This is a genomic window from Phenylobacterium sp. LH3H17, assembly GCF_024298925.1.
Classification (GTDB): domain Bacteria; phylum Pseudomonadota; class Alphaproteobacteria; order Caulobacterales; family Caulobacteraceae; genus Phenylobacterium.
In genome coordinates, this window is sequence record NZ_CP101283.1 from 3,459,383 (window position 1) to 3,476,010 (window position 16,628).

At 68.5% G+C, this 16,628-nt stretch carries 16 protein-coding genes, 1 pseudogene and 1 riboswitch; of the genes and pseudogenes, 8 read left to right on the forward strand and 9 right to left on the reverse strand.

Annotation, left to right across the window (positions count from 1 at the left end):
* Positions 1-104 precede the first annotated feature (104 nt).
* Positions 105-1,619 (forward strand): sensor histidine kinase, encoded by a 1,515-nt coding sequence (locus tag M9M90_RS16980; RefSeq protein ID WP_254834420.1) that lies wholly within the window; start codon positions 105-107, stop codon positions 1,617-1,619.
* Here the strand turns inward: M9M90_RS16980 and M9M90_RS16985 are convergent.
* Positions 1,616-3,403 (reverse strand): long-chain-acyl-CoA synthetase, encoded by a 1,788-nt coding sequence (locus M9M90_RS16985; RefSeq protein WP_254834421.1) that lies wholly within the window; start codon positions 3,401-3,403, stop codon positions 1,616-1,618. The genes M9M90_RS16980 and M9M90_RS16985 overlap by 4 nt on opposite strands.
* 351 nt (positions 3,404-3,754) lie before the next feature.
* Positions 3,755-3,913 (reverse strand): annotated as a pseudogene (locus M9M90_RS21325) (ClpX C4-type zinc finger protein); the annotation flags it as partial.
* Between the two features lie 331 nt (positions 3,914-4,244).
* Between M9M90_RS21325 and M9M90_RS16995 the strand changes: the two are divergent.
* The 3 genes from M9M90_RS16995 to M9M90_RS17005 all read left to right on the forward strand — a co-directional run bounded on the left by M9M90_RS16995 (position 4,245) and on the right by M9M90_RS17005 (position 7,556).
* Complete coding sequence (locus tag M9M90_RS16995) at positions 4,245-5,042, forward strand: hypothetical protein (protein ID WP_254834423.1); 798 nt, start codon at positions 4,245-4,247, stop codon at positions 5,040-5,042.
* Between the two features lie 186 nt (positions 5,043-5,228).
* Positions 5,229-7,247 (forward strand): ATP-binding protein, encoded by a 2,019-nt coding sequence (locus M9M90_RS17000; protein ID WP_254834424.1) that lies wholly within the window; start codon positions 5,229-5,231, stop codon positions 7,245-7,247.
* 81 nt (positions 7,248-7,328) lie between these two features.
* Positions 7,329-7,556, forward strand: coding sequence for a hypothetical protein (locus M9M90_RS17005; RefSeq protein ID WP_254834425.1), 228 nt, complete (start codon positions 7,329-7,331; stop codon positions 7,554-7,556).
* A 157-nt stretch (positions 7,557-7,713) separates the two neighbouring features.
* On the opposite strand, the gene M9M90_RS17010 is transcribed toward M9M90_RS17005, so the two are convergent.
* Complete coding sequence (locus M9M90_RS17010) at positions 7,714-8,454, reverse strand: pentapeptide repeat-containing protein (RefSeq protein ID WP_254834426.1); 741 nt, start codon at positions 8,452-8,454, stop codon at positions 7,714-7,716.
* A gap of 75 nt (positions 8,455-8,529) precedes the next feature.
* Positions 8,530-10,362: a phosphomethylpyrimidine synthase ThiC gene (gene thiC / locus M9M90_RS17015; RefSeq protein WP_254834427.1), complete on the reverse strand. Its 1,833-nt coding sequence runs from the start codon at positions 10,360-10,362 to the stop codon at positions 8,530-8,532.
* Between the two features lie 36 nt (positions 10,363-10,398).
* Positions 10,399-10,507, reverse strand: a riboswitch (TPP riboswitch).
* 83 nt (positions 10,508-10,590) lie between these two features.
* Between thiC and M9M90_RS17020 the strand changes: the two genes are divergently transcribed.
* From M9M90_RS17020 to M9M90_RS17030, 3 genes are all read left to right on the forward strand, one after another.
* A complete protein-coding gene (locus tag M9M90_RS17020) occupies positions 10,591-10,986 on the forward strand; it encodes a hypothetical protein (protein ID WP_254834428.1) in 396 nt (131 codons plus the stop codon).
* Between the two features lie 66 nt (positions 10,987-11,052).
* Positions 11,053-12,057: a D-cysteine desulfhydrase gene (locus M9M90_RS17025; RefSeq protein ID WP_254834429.1), complete on the forward strand. Its 1,005-nt coding sequence runs from the start codon at positions 11,053-11,055 to the stop codon at positions 12,055-12,057.
* Positions 12,054-12,746, forward strand: a complete 693-nt coding sequence (locus M9M90_RS17030) for an aspartate/glutamate racemase family protein (RefSeq protein WP_254834430.1) — start codon at positions 12,054-12,056, stop codon at positions 12,744-12,746. The genes M9M90_RS17025 and M9M90_RS17030 overlap by 4 nt, the downstream gene beginning before the upstream one ends.
* Here the strand turns inward: M9M90_RS17030 and M9M90_RS17035 are convergent.
* From M9M90_RS17035 to M9M90_RS17050, 4 genes are all read right to left on the reverse strand, one after another.
* Positions 12,743-13,594 (reverse strand): neutral zinc metallopeptidase, encoded by an 852-nt coding sequence (locus M9M90_RS17035; protein WP_254834431.1) that lies wholly within the window; start codon positions 13,592-13,594, stop codon positions 12,743-12,745. The two genes, M9M90_RS17030 and M9M90_RS17035, sit on opposite strands and share 4 nt — an antisense overlap.
* A 73-nt stretch (positions 13,595-13,667) precedes the next feature.
* Positions 13,668-14,018, reverse strand: coding sequence for a hypothetical protein (locus M9M90_RS17040; protein ID WP_254834432.1), 351 nt, complete (start codon positions 14,016-14,018; stop codon positions 13,668-13,670).
* A gap of 37 nt (positions 14,019-14,055) precedes the next feature.
* On the reverse strand, positions 14,056-14,613 hold the full coding sequence (locus M9M90_RS17045; protein ID WP_254834433.1) for a hypothetical protein: 558 nt from the start codon (positions 14,611-14,613) through the stop codon (positions 14,056-14,058).
* 162 nt (positions 14,614-14,775) lie between these two features.
* On the reverse strand, positions 14,776-15,678 hold the full coding sequence (locus M9M90_RS17050) for a DMT family transporter (RefSeq protein WP_254834434.1): 903 nt from the start codon (positions 15,676-15,678) through the stop codon (positions 14,776-14,778).
* Between the two features lie 165 nt (positions 15,679-15,843).
* On the opposite strand from M9M90_RS17050, the gene M9M90_RS17055 reads away from it, so the two are divergent.
* Entirely contained in the window at positions 15,844-16,239 is a 396-nt protein-coding gene (locus tag M9M90_RS17055) for an MAPEG family protein (protein ID WP_254834435.1), read from the forward strand.
* Here M9M90_RS17055 and M9M90_RS17060 read toward each other — a convergent pair.
* Complete coding sequence (locus M9M90_RS17060; protein WP_254834436.1) at positions 16,236-16,613, reverse strand: hypothetical protein; 378 nt, start codon at positions 16,611-16,613, stop codon at positions 16,236-16,238. The genes M9M90_RS17055 and M9M90_RS17060 overlap by 4 nt on opposite strands.
* Between the last annotated feature and the right edge of the window lie 15 nt (positions 16,614-16,628).

The window sequence follows — 16,628 nt, forward strand, 5'->3', positions numbered from 1 at the left end:
ATATAGGCGAGTCCGGCGCGTCGCGCAGGGCGGCAAAACAAGCGGAACAATTCAAATGCCGCGACGTTTGGTCCGGTTGAGCTGCAGGGGGCCCGCCATCACGTATGCGCACGACCGAATACGACCTCATTGAGCGCGCCTCCGGCGCCCAACTTGGAAAAAGCGTGCGCCAACTCGACTTCCGGACGCTCTTCGAGGTCCTGCCAAGCCCCTACATGGTGCTCGATCCGGACCTGCGTTACGTCGAGGTGAACCAGGCCTATCTCGATACGCTCGAACGCGATCGGGACGACCTGCTCGGCCAGAACCTGTTCGAGGTGTTCCCCGACGGCGGCGAAAGCGAACGCCTGTTGCGCGCCTCCTTCCGGCGGGTCCTCGAGACCGGTCGGCGCGACTCCATCGCCCTTATCCCCTACGCCATCGAGCGGCCCGCGAGCCGGGGCGGCGGCGTGGAGATGCGCTACTGGTCGGCGGTTCACACGCCGCTGCTCAACGAGCGTGGCGAGGTGGCCTTCGTCGTCCAGAACACGGTCGACGTCACCGAACTGCACCGTCTGAAGCAGATCGCCTACGGCCCGGGGGCGGAGGCGCCCGCGCCGACTGAAGCCACCCTGCTGGAACGCGCCACCGAGGTGCAGCAGGCCAACCTCTCCTTGCTGGAGGAGTCCGGCCGCCTGCGCGATCTTTTCATGCAGGCGCCGAGCTTCATGGCGCTGCTTAGCGGACCCGAATTCAGGTTCACGCTCGTCAACACCGCCTACCAGCAGATGATCGGTCATCGTCCGGTCATCGGCCTTGCTGTCGCCGAGGCCCTGCCCGAGGTTCGGGACCAAGGCTTCATCCAGGTGCTCGAGGGGGTCATGCGCGACCGCAAGCCGTTCGTGGGTCGGGCGGTGAGCATCCATCTGCAGAGAACGCCCGACGGACCGCTGGAAGAGCGGTTCCTCGACTTCATCTACCAGCCGATCCTCGACGCCGACGGCGCGGCCGTCGGCGTGTTCGTCGAAGGCAGCGACGTGACCGACCGGGTGCGCGCCGAGGACCAGCAGAAGCTGCTGGTGGATGAACTGAACCATCGGGTGAAGAACACCTTGGCCACGGTCCAGTCGATCGCCGCCCAGACCCTGCGCAACAGCCCCGAGCCGCGCGCCTTTCGTGAGACCTTCGAAGCGCGGCTGTTGGCCCTGTCGGCCACCCACGACCTACTGACGGCCTCCAACTGGCGCGGCGCGTCCCTGCGCGACGTACTCTCGGTGGAGTTTCGGCCCTATGGCTCCGAACGCTATGAGTTCGAGGGGCCGGACGTGGCGCTTTCGGCGACCGAAGCACTCACCCTTGGCCTGCTCTTCCATGAACTGGCCACCAACGCCGCCAAGTATGGCGCCCTGCTGACCGAGGAGGGCTGCGTGCGCATCCGCTGGTCCGTCGAGGGCGGCGCCCGGCTGGTCCTGACCTGGACGGAGGAAGGCGGTCCGGCCGTCACCCCGCCGACCCGCCGCGGCTTCGGTTCACGGCTCATCGAACGAAGCCTGCAGGGCGAGATCGGCGGCGAGGCCAGTCTGGATTTCCATGCGACAGGCCTGCGGTGCCGGATCGTGCTGCCGCTCCGAGCGAGCTAGAGCTTAACGCCCCCCGCCGAAAGCTTCTCAAAGGCCGGCTTGGTCAGCTTGACATAGCCCTTCACCGGATCGCGCCAGAATATCACACCCTTGATCTTGCCCGGATCGAAGCCGTCGGCCACCAGGTCCATCTTGCGGTGCTTGAAGGTGCCCGTGGTCTCGATGGCCGGCAGGATGCGGACGAAGACCGGCTGGGCGTAGGGCGGCAGGTCGCGGACCACCTGTTCCCCGAACTGCTTGATGTCGAAGCTCGGCTCGACCACCAGGCCGGCCATGCCGGCGCGGCCGTCAGCGCCCTCGACCGTGACGCCGTAGACATTGGCCTCGGTCACGCCGGGCACTGCGGCCAGACGTTCGGCCACCTCGTTGGTGGAGACATTCTCGCCCTTCCAGCGGAAGGTGTCGCCGATCCGGTCGACGAAATAGAAGTAGCCGTCGGCATCCATGCGCATCAGGTCGCCGGTGCGGAACCAGGCGTCGCCGCGCTCGAAGACGTCGTGAAGGATCTTCTTCTCGGACGCGGCCTTGTCGACATAGCCGGTATAGGCGGTGCGCGCGTCGCCGCCGATCTGGCCGATGCACTCGCCGACCTGGCCCGGCCCGCATTCGATGCACAGGCCGTTCAGACCGCGCACGGGCTCTTCGGTCTCGACGTTGAACTGGACCAGCCGCACGCTGAACTTGTTGCGCAGCCACTTGGGCGCCCGACCGATAGCGCCCACCTTGCCGTCGAAATTGAACAGCGAGACATTGCCCTCGGTGGAGCCGTAGAACTCCAGGATCTCCGGGATCCTGAACCGCGCCTTCATCTCGGCCCAGACGTCGCCGCGCAGGCCGTTGCCGAAGGCCAGGCGGATCTTGTGGCTGCGCTCGTCCTCCGCCTCGGGGTGGTTGACCAGGTAGCGGCACAGCTCGCCGATATAGACGAACATCGTGCAGCCCTCGGCGACGACGTCTGACCAGAAGTGGCTGGCGGAGAACTTCTTCTTCACGACCGCCGAGCCGCCGTTCAGCAGGGCCGCGCCCAGGCCGCAGAGTCCGCCGGTCGCGTGATAGAGCGGCAGCGCCACATAGATCCGGTCCTTGGCCGTGGCTCCGGTCGCACCGGCGAAGGCGCGCATATAGAGCTGGGCGCGAACATGGGTGATCCGCGCGGCCTTCGGCAGGCCGGTGGTGCCGCTGGTGTAGATATAGAGCGCGGTGTCCTTGGCGGTCATGCCCTCGCGCACGGAGCGGTCGGGCGGCAACTGGCTGCAGCTTTTCAGCGCCTGGGCGAGGTCGCGCTGGTCCCCGTGCGCCTGACCCAGCACCCATTGCTGCATGGGCCGCTCGAGCAGGGTCTTGGCCTGCTCGAACACCGGCGAAGTCTCGCCGTCGACGATCACATGGGCCGCGCCCGAGATGTTCAGGCAGTGAGCCAGCGGCAGGCCCGCGAGCTGGTTGTTGATCAGGGCGGTGACCACCCCGATCTTCGACAGCCCATACCAGATCGGGAAATACTCCAGCCGGTTGGGCAGGAACAGCGCCACCACCTGCCCGCGCCGAATGTTCATTCCCTTGGCCCAGTGGGCGAAGCGGTTGGCGACGGCGTCCATCTCGCCATAGGTGAGGGTCTTGCCCTCGAAGGTCAGGGCGGGGTTGTCGCGCCAGGTCTCCACCGCCGCCTGCAGGTCGTCGCAGATGAGGCTGGGCGAGGACGGCGCGATGGTCTTCACGCGCTTCAAGGTGCGATTGAGCCCGCGCATGAAGCGCCAGTCACGTTCGAGCCGGGCCTTCAGTCGCATGCATTCCCTCCGACGCGCGCTCACCTTGGCGGGGGCCGTGAGCGCGGGTCAAGCTGAGCCATGGATGCGAAGCGTCGCACCCGTCTCAGGCGAACCCGACCGTGGCGGAAAGGACTCAGTGCTTGGTTAAGAAAACCGCTCCCAGGCCGACTGGCGCGAAATGCCCAGGGCCTGGCCAATCTGGGCCCAACTCACCTCGCGTGACCGGAGCTGGTCGACGACCCATTGGAGCTGGTTGCCCTTGCCCTTGCGCACAGCCTCCACCGCGGGGAGCTGGGCCAGCAGCCGCTCGGCCGGAAGCTGGTCGGGCGGTGTGAAGTGAGAGAGGTCGGGCGTGCGGCCGGCCAGGTGCTCGTTGCAGAGCCCGACGCAGGCGTCGCAGATCGTGATCATGCCAGGGCCGGCGATCAGCTTCTCCACCTCGTGCTGCGACTTCAGACAGAACGAGCAATAGAAGGTCGAGGCCGGGTCCTCGCTGAACAGGAACTTGTTTGGAGGAACCTCGCTCATGGCGCGCCTCGTCAGGTTGATCCTGACTGTCAGGTATTCCCTCACGCACCTCTCGTCAAGGATATCCTGACACGGACAGCAAGCTCGGAAGTCAATTGTGGCGTCGAGACGGCGATACCGGACCAATACTGTGGCCAGATTTTGGAAGTCGTTTGGCGATCTTCGAAATGAATCTTCACTGTTGAAAAAAAACTTCGCGGTCAAAAACAGTATAATTTCAGGAACCGATGTCCTCAAGACACGCCCAAGATCAAGCGTGACGTTGGAAATCACGGAACATGTGAACGCCGAACCCGTTCTCATCTCCGACCAACAATCTGGGAGGTCTGATATGTCGACTGAATATAGCCCGTTCGCCCGCCCCAAGTTCACCGCCGAGGACTTCGCTCGCGAAGATCCCGCCACGACCTTCGCCCCCGCGCCCCGTGTGGCTCCGGAAGAGCGCACCTTCGCATCGGATGACGTGCCGCGGGCCGCATTCGTCGAGCGCAGGGTCGTGGAGGAGTCCGTGATCGATCCGAGGCTCGACCGTACGGACGTGACGGTGGAAGACGGCTCGGCCTTCGCTGCAGCCCCGCTCTATACCCAGCGCACGACGTCGACCGCGAAGTCGTCGGGCCGCTCCATAGCGCCGATCGCGATGATCGCCATTCCCGCCGTCGCCCTGCTGGCCGGGGTCGCCTACTTCACCATGCAGCCGCGGGACGGCCTGATCGCCGAACAGCCGGCCACCGTGGCCGTCGCTCCGACGCCGCCGGCCCTGCTTCCGGAGCCGACTGAAATGGCCGCGGCGACGCCGACCCCGATCCCGGTCGAGGCCACGCCCGCGGCTCCGGTCGCCAAGGCCGCGACACCCCGGGTGACCGCACGGGCCGCCGCGCCGACCCGGGTGGCCAGGGCTCGTCCTGCCGCCGCCGCCCCTGGCGCTGAGGACGTGAGCGCTTGGTCGCGCGACGCCAGCGCCACCCTGCCGACCGCGCCGGTCCCCTACTCGGCGACCGCGCAGACGTCCAGCGCCTCGCCGGCCCCGATCATCGTGCCGCCCATCGCGGCCGAACCGGTGGCCCCGGCCCCCAGCGAGACCCCGGCGCCGCAGGTCCCGGACCCGACTATTCCGCCGACCCTCTAGGGACGGGTAGCAAGAGCGCGGCGGTCCCCGGCGACGGGGGCCGCCGTCGTCCTGTCCGGCGCCCTGGAATCGCCTCCTCGGTGCGGCGGCGGAAACCACACGCTCCCTTAACTCCCCTGCGACATGCTGGCCGCAACGAGATCCGGGGTAGGGGCCCGACATATGCGGCGCGAGTCAGAGCTAGGCATGTTGGCGCCCCTGGTGGCGCTGGCCGTGACCGCCATGGTCGTGTTCGTCGCCAGCCTGATGATCTGGGCCGCAGAGATCGATCGCGGGGTCCGCGCCCACGAAGTGGATCTCGTCCGCCGAGGGATCAGCGGCGACGTCGCCGAAATCGAACGCTCGATCATTCCCGAGACCAACTGGGACGAGGCCGTCCTCAATCTCGACAACCGGTTCGACCCGGCCTGGGCCGCCGCGAACCTCAACGACCACTACGCCCAGAACATGGATTTCGAGCGGCTCTTCGTCCTCGACGCCGCCGATCGGCCGATCTACGCCCGCCATCACCGAGAGACGGCGTCGCTCGCCAGCTTCGGACACTTTGAAGGCGCCGCCAGCCTGGTCGCCGATGTCCGCCGCGCTGAGGCCCGGCGCGGGCCGATCGCCCCACACCAGCCCGGCGGCCCCATGAGGCTGGTGTCCCGCGCCATCCAGTCCAGCGACTATGTGTTCCACGATGGTCGGGTCTATCTGGTCACCGCCACCCTGGTGCAGCCCGACTTCGCCACGGTCACGCCCAAGGGGCCCCGCGCACCCATCGTGGTCATGGCCCTGGCCATGGACCGAGGCGGCCTGACCCGCCTGAAAGAGCGCTTCCAACTCTCTGACCTACGAGCCGGTGTCGGCGAACAGCGCGTCGAGCGCGGACGCGCCAAGCTGATGGTGGAGACCCTGGACGGCCCGCCCATCGTCGTCACCTGGGCGCCGCAACGTCCCGGAGCCGACCTGCTGCGCCGCGCCATCGTGCCCGTGGCCCTAGTCATCCTTGCCTTCGCCGCCATGGGGGCGGTCATGGTGATCCGCGCCCGCCGCGCCGCCGCCCACCTCCTGGCCAGCCACCGCTCCCAGAGCGAGTTCCTGGCCAATATGAGCCATGAGATCCGCACCCCGCTCAATGGGGTTTCCGCCATCGCCGAAGCGCTGGAGCGCACGCCGCTCAACCCGGCCCAGGCCGAGATGGTCGGGATCATTCGGGGTTCGGGAGCGACCCTGGAACGCCTGCTATCGGACGTGCTGGACCTGTCACGCATCGAGACCGGCGCGGTCAGTATGGAGAACGCGCCTTTCCACCTGGCCGACGCCATCCGCGAGGCCGCCGCCCTGGCCGGCGCCCGGGCCAGGGACAAGTCGATCGACCTGATCATCGACATCGACCCGGCCGCGGAGACCGCCGTCGCCGGCGACGTGCTGCGGGTCAAGCAGGTGCTGACCAACCTGGTCTCCAACGCCGTCAAGTTCACCTCCGACGGCTATGTGGCCGTGGCTGTCCGGGCGGAGGGGCCGGGCCGCTGGCGCATCGAGGTGCAGGATACCGGCGTCGGCTTCGACCCCGCCGACAAGGAGCGGCTGTTCAACCGCTTCCAGCAGGCCGACGGCTCGGTCACACGGAAGTTCGGCGGCTCGGGCCTGGGCCTGGCCATCTCCAGGCAGCTGGTCGGGCTGATGGGTGGGGAGCTGGACGCCATCAGCAATCCTGGCGAAGGGGCCACCTTCACCGTGCGGCTGGAGCTGCCGCTCGCCGACGCCGCCGGCCCAGCGGCCGCCCCAGCCCTCCAATCCGGCGGCGACGCCGATCCCGAACGGCCGCTGCGCATCCTGCTGGCCGACGACCACCCGACCAACCGCAAGGTGGTGCAGGTGCTGTTCTCCGAGTTCGACGTCGACCTGGTCTGCGCCGAGAACGGCCAGGAGGCCTGCGAGGCCTTCGCCGCCCAACGCTTCGACCTGGTGCTGATGGACATGCAGATGCCGGTGATGGACGGCCTGACCGCCGTGCGCGAAATCCGGGCGCGGGAGAAGGCCCGCAACTGGATCGCCACCCCCATTGTCATGCTGACCGCCAACGCCCTGCCCGAGCACCAGGCCGCCAGCCTGGCCGCCGGCGCCGACCTGCACATGCCCAAGCCCATCGAGGCGGCCAAGCTTTTCGCCGTCCTGCAGCACGTGGCCGAGAGCCAGGCCGTCAGCCGGGCCGCGGCTTAACAAACCGTCAAGCGGCCCGGCGACCCCATGCCACATTCCCAGGACGCCTGACCCAGGGCTAGGTCTACGGAGCATCTGCCAATGCCGAGGGACGACATGCTGAAGCTGCTGTTTTCGAGCTGGGGCGCCGAGTGGGGCACCGCGGCCCTGGTCTTCGCCGTCAGCGCCGCCGTGGGACGGTTCGCCGCCGAGGGCATGAACACGCTTCAGTGGTGCGGCGCGATCACCGCCGTACTTGCCTCGATCACCGCCGCCGTCGCCGTACGCGTCTGGAAGCCGGAAGCCGCCAAGGTCCGCGTCGAGGACTGAGCCCCAGGTGCTCCCCCTCTGGGGGAGCTGTCAGCGAAGCTGACTGAGGGGGACTTTGACTCGCTTCGGCGCGCTTCAACCCCCTCCGTCTCTCCGCTTCGCTCCGAGCCACCTCCCCCAAACCGCGCTCCGCGCTGGGGGAGGAACTAAGAGCTCCCTATTCCGCGTGGACGTCCACGCCCATGGCGTTCAGCAACCGGTGCTGCTGGTCCACCGTCACCTTCATGCCATCCCGGCTGGCGAGCTCCAGCAGGTTGAGGCCGCTGACCTCCGCGCCGCGCAGATCGGCGCGGGCGAGCTTGGCGCCGGCGGTCAGGGCCTGGAACAGGTCGCACGCCCGCAGGTCCGCCCCCTCCAGGTCGGCGTCGATCAGGAGGGCCTCCCGGAAGCTTGAGCTGTTGAGATCGCAGTCGGGCAGCCGCACCTCGGTGAGGTCGGCCAGTTCCAGGTTGCAGCCCTTCAGGACCGCCGACCACCGGACGACATTGCGACCGAAGGACCGGCCGAAATCAGCCTTCAGGAACATCGCGCCGCGCAGGTTGCAGGTCTCCATTTCGATGCCGTAGAGGGCCGATCGCTCGATCCTGGCGAAGGAGAGGTCACAGCGGGCAAACCGCGCCTCCTCCAGCCGCGAGAAGGCGAACTGCGGACCCACATGGCCCTGGTCGTCGGCGCAGACGCAGTCCTCGAACACCGCCTCGCGCAGGTCGGCATGGGCGAAGCGGCAACGCGCGATGCGGCAGCTCTTGAAGCGGACGCCCTGCAGGCAGACCCCCTGGAACTGGACGTCGGCGAAGAGGCAGTCCTCGAACACCGCGTCGGTGAGATCGGCGTCGGTGAAGTCGTGGGCGGAGAGATCCAATCCCACCAGCCGCGCCCCGGCCTCGATCTGCGCCATGTTCCGCCCTCCGCCCATCCCGCCAGGAGACCGATTGTCGGCGACCCCTGCGTCGCAAGCGGTCGTAGGCGCCGCCTACTCCGCCGGCGCGACCGGAACCTGGATCTCGCCGCCGGCCTCGCGGAACTTGGCGCTCATCTGCGCCATGCCCGCTTCCGCCACGTCGTTCTGCCTGGCCGCCGAATCGCGGATCTCCTGGCTGATCTTCATGGAGCAGAACTTGGGCCCGCACATGGAGCAGAAGTGGGCGGTCTTGAACGCCTCCTTGGGCAGGCTCTCGTCGTGGTATTCCCGCGCCGTCTCAGGATCGAGGCCCAGATTGAACTGGTCCTCCCAGCGGAACTCGAAGCGGGCGCGACTGAGCGCGTCGTCCCAGGCCCGCGCGGTCGGGTGCCCCTTGGCCAGGTCGGCGGCATGGGCGGCGATCTTGTAGGCGATCACCCCCTGCTTCACGTCCTCGCGGTCGGGCAGGCCCAGGTGTTCCTTGGGCGTCACGTAGCAGAGCATGGCGGTGCCGAACCAGCCGATCATCGCCGCGCCGATGGCGCTGGTGATGTGGTCGTAGCCGGGAGCCACGTCGGTGGTCAGCGGGCCCAAGGTGTAGAACGGCGCCTCGCCGCAGACAGCGAGCTGCTTGTCCATATTGGCCTTGATCTTGTGCATCGGCACGTGGCCGGGGCCCTCGATCATCACCTGGACGCCGTGCTTCCAGGCCACCTGGGTCAGCTCGCCCAGGGTCTCCAGCTCGGCGAACTGGGCCGCGTCATTGGCGTCGGCGATGCAGCCCGGCCGCAGGCCGTCGCCCAGGCTGAACGACACGTCGTAGGCCCGCATGATCTCGCAGATGTCCTCGAAGTGCTCGTAGAGGAAATTCTCCTTGTGGTGCGAGAGGCACCACTTGGCCATGATCGAGCCGCCGCGCGAGACGATCCCGGTCACCCGCCTGGCGGTCAGCGGCACATAGGCCAGCCGCACCCCGGCATGGATGGTGAAGTAGTCCACACCCTGCTCGGCCTGTTCGATCAGGGTGTCGCGGAACACTTCCCAGTTCAGGTCCTCGGCGACGCCGTTCACCTTCTCCAGGGCCTGGTAGATCGGCACCGTGCCGATCGGGACGGGCGAGTTCCGGATGATCCAGTCGCGGATGTTGTGGATGTTGCGGCCGGTGGACAGGTCCATGACCGTGTCGCCGCCCCAGCGGATGGCCCAGACCATCTTGTCCACCTCGTCGGCCACGGTGGAGAGCACCGCGGAATTGCCGATATTGGCGTTGATCTTGACCAGGAAGTTGCGGCCGATGGCCATCGGCTCCAGCTCGGTGTGGTTGATATTGGCCGGGATGATCGCCCGGCCGCGGGCCACCTCGTCGCGCACGAATTCCGGAGTCACGAAGTCGGGGATCGAGGCGCCGAAGTCCTCGCCGTCGCGGATGAACGGGTCGCTCTCCTTGCGGCGCAGGTTCTCGCGGATGGCGACGTATTCCATCTCCGGCGTGATGATGCCGCGCCGGGCGTATTCTAGCTGGGTGACCGCCACGCCGCCCTTGGCGCGATAGACCCGGCGCGGCGCGGTGAACTGCGGCGCCAGGTGCTCGCCCTTGGCGAAGCCGTTGTCCTCGGGCTTCACCTCGCGGGGGTTGTCGACGATCTCGATGTCGCCGCGCGAGACCACCCAGGGCTCGCGGGTGCGCGACAGCCCCTTGTCGATGTCGATGGTCGCGGTCGGGTCGGTATAGGGGCCCGACGGGTCGTAGAGGGTCAGGGCCGGCTCGTTGGCCGAGGGGTGCACCGCCACCTCGCGGAACGGCACGCGGATGTCGGGCCACAGCACGCCCGCCTGGTAGACCTTGCGCGAGCCGGGGCGTTCGCCGGTGGGGATGGCGTCTTTGATGGGCGTCTGGATGTTCACCGGCGGACTCCTATGCGGGGGCCAGCGACGACGGAATCCGGACGACAGGTCCGTTCCCTTCGCCGGCATGACCCGGATCAGGTTCTACGGGTCGCGGGCTCGCCCGCCTCTCAGCCGCCCATGCGCGGCCCCCCGAGGACGAGCCGACAATAGGCGCGATCGAGCCGTTCGAAAAGGCCGCGATCTCGCCGTATAACCGGTTCAGGCTTCGCCTTCAGGAGACCCGTCATGAAAGCCGTCCTCATCGTCTTCGCCGCGGCCGCCCTGGTCGCCACCTCCGCCCCCGCCCAACCCGCGGCCCCCTCGGCGCCGGGCGCCTCGCGCGACTGCTTCCGAATGAGCCAGCTGCGCGGCCATAAGCGGGTCGACGCCAGGACGCTCAACATCGAGACCGGCAGCGGCGCGATCTACCGGTGGGAGATGAGCGGCGCCTGCCTGGCCGGGTCGTCGTCCAGCGACCCGCTGGTGATGAGCCCCAGCAGCGGGTCAGACCTGATCTGCCGGCCCATCGACCTGGACCTGAAGGTGATGCACGGCCCGATCCTCAGCCCCTGCATCATAAAGAGCTTCACTAAGCTGACCCCCGCCGAGGTCGCCGCCCTTCCCCCGAAGTTCAAGCCCTAGGCCCGCGCGCGGCGGGGTCGCAAAACGCCTTGGCGGCATGCTAATCACGCGGCCAAGGAGCTCCCCATGCATCTCGCCCGCTTCGCCCGCGAACGCTTCGCCCATCTGCCGACGGCGCTGGAGCCCCTGCCCCGGCTGGGCGCCGCCCTGGGCGGGCTGAAACTTTGGGTCAAGCGCGATGATTGCACCGGCCTGGCCGGGGGCGGCAACAAGACGCGCAAGCTGGAATTCCTGCTCGGCGAGGCCCTGGCGCAGGGCGCCGACACCCTGGTCACCCAGGGGGCGGTCCAGTCCAACCACGTGCGCCAGACGGCTGCCGCCGCGGCCCGCTACGGCTTGGCCTGCGAGGTCATCCTGGAGGAGCGGACCGGCTCCAAGGCGATCGACTATACCGCCTCCGGCAATGTGCTGCTGGACCGGCTGATGGGCGCGGCGATCCGCAACGTCCCCGGCGGGACCGACATGAACGCTGAACTGGCGAAGAGCGCAGAGGCGGTCCGGGCCCGCGGCGGCAAGCCCTATGTGATCCCCGGCGGCGGCTCCAACGCGGTCGGCGCCCTGGGCTATGTCGACTGCGCCATCGAGCTGGTCGCCCAGGCGAATGCGCGAGGCCTGGTGATCGACCGGATCGTCACCGCAACCGGCAGCGCCGGCACTCAGGCGGGCCTGGTGGCTGGCCTGGCGGTGATCGGCGCGGACATTCCGGTGCTCGGCATCGGCGTGCGCGCCCCGAAAGAGGCCCAGGAAGCCAATGTCCACAAGTTGGCGGTGGAGACCGCGGCCCTGCTCGGCCATCCCGAACGGGTCACGCGCGAGATGACCGTGGCGAACTGCGACTATGTCGGGGCCGGCTACGGCCTGATCGACGACGAGGTGATCGAGGCCCTGAAACTGGCCGCCCGCACCGACGCCCTGATCCTCGACCCGGTCTATACAGGCAAGGGCATGAAGGGTCTGATCGCCCTGGCGCGGCAGGGTTTCTTCGGCGACGAGACGGTGGTCTTCCTGCACACCGGCGGCGCCCAGGGCCTGTTCGGCTACCAGGGCGAGATGCAGGGAGCGCTGGCATGAGCCTGGTCCTAGGCGTGCTCGGCGGCATGGGCCCAGCTGCCACCCTCGACTTTCTGGCCAAGCTCCAGGCCCTGACCCCGGCCGAGCGGGACCAGGACCACATCCGCACCATCGTCGATATCAATCCCCAGGTGCCGGACCGCAATGACCCCTTCGCCAAGCCCGGCCCGGTCCTGGCCGAGATGGCCGGCGCCCTGCACGGCGCCGGCGCCGACGTCCTGGCCATCGCCTGCAACACCGCCCACGCCCACGCCGACCTGATCTCGCGCTCCTCGGGCCTGCCGCTGATCGACATGATCGGCACGGCCGCCGCCGCCGCGCGGGACACCGGGGCCCATCGGGCCGGGGTGCTGGGCACGCGTCCGGCCATCAAGCTCTATCGGGAATACCTGGCCGCCCAGGGGATGGGCCTGGTGACCCTGCCGCCCGAGCGCCAGGAGGCCTTCATGGCTCTGCTCTACCAGATCAAGTCGGGCGACCGGTCGGCTCAGCTCGGCGCCGAGATGGCCGCCCTGGCCGCCGAGCTGGTGGCCGGCGGCGCCGAGGCGGTGATCGCCGGCTGCACCGAGGTTCCCCTGGTGCTGGGCCCCGCCGCCGTCCGCGTGCCGCTGATCGACGCCGCAGAGGAGCTGGCCAAGCGCTGCGTCGCCGTCTGCCTGGGCCTCGAGCCCGTGCCGGAACTGATCTAGAGGCGGCCGGCCTTGAAGGTGTCGCAGGCCCCCGGATCGCCGGTCTGCACCCCTGTCCGGAACCAGCGCATGCGCTGCTCGCTGGTGCCGTGGGTGAAGGCGTCGGGCATGATCCGGCCCTGGGTCTGGCGCTGCAGGGTGTCATCTCCCACCGCCGAGGCGGCGCGGAGCCCGTCCTCGATGTCCTTCGGATCCAGCGCGACCTGGCCGCCCGAGGTCTCGGCGGCGTGGGCGACCCAGACCCCGGCATAGCAGTCGGCCTGCAACTCCAGCCGCACCGCCGAACTGTCCTCGCCGCGCGAGCCGTGCTCGACGCGCCCGGTCTGGCCGGTGAGGTGCTGGACGTGGTGGCCGATCTCGTGGGCCAGGACATAGGCGCGCGCCGCCTCGCCCTTGGCGCCGAACTTGGTCTCCAACTCCTGCCAGAAGCTGAGGTCCAGATAGACCTTCTGGTCGGTCGGGCAATAGAACGGCCCCATCGCCGCCTGGCCCGTTCCGCAACCCGTGCCTGTCGCCTCGCTGTAGATCACGATGGCCGCGGGCGGCTGGTAGCTCTGGCGGCTCTGGGCGAAGATCGGGGTCCAGACATCGGTGGTGGAGGCCTCGATCACGTCGACAAACTGGCCGGCCTCGTCGGTGGGCGCGCCACGGACGCCGGCCTGCTCCTGCTGGCCCTGACCGCTCGCGCCTTCGACGACCGCCATGGTGGTCGAGGGGTCTATGCCGAACACGAAATAGCCGATGGCGGCGAGGATCACCCCGCCGACCCCTATGCCGCCGACACCCACCGGGCCCATGCCGCGACGATCCTCGATGTTGCCGCCTCGGCGACCGCCCTGCCAGCGCATGCGCGTAACTCCTGAACTGCGGATGGCTCAACGCGCGAGCCTGCCGGGAGGATGCGGCCTGCCAGCTTTCCTGTCAGCGCCTGTTTTCGCTCGCCTCGCGCACGCGCCTGTTGGACGCCGCCAGGGCCTCGTCCGGAATCGAGGGGAAGGGCCCCAGGTTCAAGGCCGCACCGGACTTCGGGACATAGGGCTCCGGCATGGCCGGACGGCGAGCCTGGTCGCGCAGTTCGCGCAGCCGCACCTCGGCCCCGAGCCGGGCGTCCAGGGCGTTCATCTGGTTCTCCAGCGCCACGGCGCGCTGGTTCTGCAGCTGCTGCTGGGCCCAGAGATCGTTCTCGCGCGCGACCTGAGCGGGATCGGCCTGGGCCAGGACCGGGCTGGTCGAGGCCATGCCGAGCGCGAGGGCGATGAGGAGCGGGCGCATGATTTCCAAACGCGCTCGCCCCCTTTTGAGCTCCGCCCTAGCGGCGTGAAACGCTGAAGCGGGTGAGCTGTTCGCGCGGGGCCGCCCACTCCGGACTGATCTCGACCGCCTTCTGGTAGTCGTAATAGGCCGACTTGGCGTCCTCCAGGCCCTCATGGGCCAGGGCCCGGTTGTAATAGGCCTTGGCGGGTTCATCGACGCCCAGCTCCAGCCCACGATTGATGTCGGGCAGGCTGGCGGCGTAGTCGCGCTGGCCGATATAGGTCGCGCCGCGGTTCACATAGGCCTCGCCCATGTCCGGCTTGATCTTGACCGCCTTGTCGAAATCCTTGCGCGCATCAGGGTAGGACGCGCGGCGCAGCTTCAGCACGCCGCGGTTCACATAGGTGCCGGCCCGGTCCCGGGCGTTCAGGAACTCAGTCTCAAGGGCAAGGGTGCAGAGATCCTGGTACTTCACGTCGTTCTCGCCGCCGATGGCGGCCTGGGAGCAGGCCTCGGCGAGGCCGCCGCCAATCACCGTCACCGCGGCCTGGGCCGAGCCCGCCGCCGCGAAGCCCATGGCCGCCAGACCCGCGACCGCAACTGCCTTGAACATGGCGCTGTCTCCGTGAGGCCAGGCCTGCCCCTGGGGCGCGCGGCCCAGCTGTATGACGCCAGAATCCTCCCGTAACGGAGGTCTGTCAACGCGAGCTTTTCTCTAGGCTCGGAGGTTCAAGATATTGTTTTCAAGCGCAATTCTTGCTTGACCGCCGCCATGTCAGCGGGCCCGGAACCGGCGGGTCTCGCGCAACAGGATGTAGACGCCGCTCACCGCCACCACGCAGGCTCCGGCTAGGGTGGCCGGGCGGGGCAGCTCGTCCCACACCAGGAACCCGATGATCCCGGCCCAGACCAGTTGGGTGTAGTCGAAGGGCGCAACCACGGCGACCGGGGCGCGGCGCAGGGCCTCGGTGAGGAAGAGCTGGCCCGTCCCGCCCAGCAGGCCGGTGCCGACCAGCATGACCAGGGTCGTCGTGTCGGGTATCACCCAACCGCCGAACGGCAGGCTCGCCAGGCCCAGCAGCATGCCGGCCAGGGTGAAGTAGAAGACGATGGTCGGGCCGGCCTCGGTCCGGCCGATCTCGCGCACCGCGATCATGGCCCCGGCCGCGCCCAGCGCGCCGGCCAGGCCGAACACTGTGCCCAGGGTCGCCATGTGGGTCGGGTCGGGACGGATCATGATCAGCACGCCGATGAAGCCGACCACCACGGCCCCCCAGCGATGAGCCCCCACCCGCTCCTTGAGAATCGGCACCGACAGAGCCGTCATGAACAGGGGCGCGGCGAACGACAGGGCCGTCGCCTCGGTGAGCGGCAACATGGAGAGGGCGGTGAAGCCGCAGACCATGCCGACCAGCCCGACGCTCGAGCGGGCGGCGTGGCCGAGCGGGCGCTGGGTCTTCAGTACGGTGAAGCCGCTGGTCTTCCAGATGTAGAGCAGCACAGGGATGAAGGCGAAGGCGTTGCGGAAGAAGATGATCTCCAGCACGGGCGCGCCGCGCTCGGCACAGGCCTTCACCAGGGCTCCCAGCCCCGCCATGCAGGCCATGGCGATCACCCGCAGCAGAATTCCCAGGCCGCTTCTTTGCAGCACGGCGTGGGCAGGGGCATCGGCGGGCAAGACGGTCTCCTTCGGCCACGGGGCATAGTGCCCGTTCGTCCTCGGCGCCATCCCTCACCGCCCTGTCACCGCCACATCGATCAAGCTGGACCGTGGCCCTCGCCTGACGCAGCGTAACCCTGTTCACCCTCCCCGCCGGTACAACCGAACGGGAGGCGGTGCGATATGACGATCGACCTGATGATGGCGGCCTGGACCCTGGTCCTGGCCTTTGTGCAAGTCCTGCTCTTTGATATCGCCAGGACCAGCCAGTACGGCTTGAAGTGGAACACCAGTCCCCGCGACGGCGAGATGCCGCCGCTGAGCGCCCGCGCCGAGCGCCTGCGCCGGGCGCAGGACAATCTGTACGAGACCCTGCCGCTGTTCCTGGGCGCGGTGCTCATCGCCCACGCGGCGGGCCGCGCCAACGAAATCACCGCCCTGGGCGCGCAGATCTATTTCTGGGGCCGGGTCGTCTATGTGCCGCTCTACGCCTTCGGGGTGCCGCAGGTCCGCTCGCTGGTCTGGCTGGTGAGCACGGTCGGCCTGATCATGGTCGCCTCGCAGATTCTGCTGCCCTAGGAGATCCGCCCGCGAACGATCTTCACGCGGACGGCCTCTTCGGTCACGGCCTTGGCGTCCCAGACAGCGCCCACGGCGTTCTCCGGGATCACCGTGCAGTAGCTCATGGGGACTTTTACGGGTCTGGCCTGTTTCAGGCACACCTGCGGCCCCTTCATGGTCCAGCGGCCGCTGGAGTCCGTGCGCCGGCGGCCCTTGGCCGTATAGGTCCCGTCGTGCTTCAGCCACAGCAGGCCAGTGCGACCATCGGGGTAGGTGGAGACGACCGTGTTGCCGAAGGCGGCCTCCACCGGCGAACGCGCGGCGGACGCTGCACTGCCTGCCGTTGGACTCGCCAGGGCGAGCAGCAGGCCCAGGATCAGGAGCTTGGTCATCGCCGCCTAGAACGG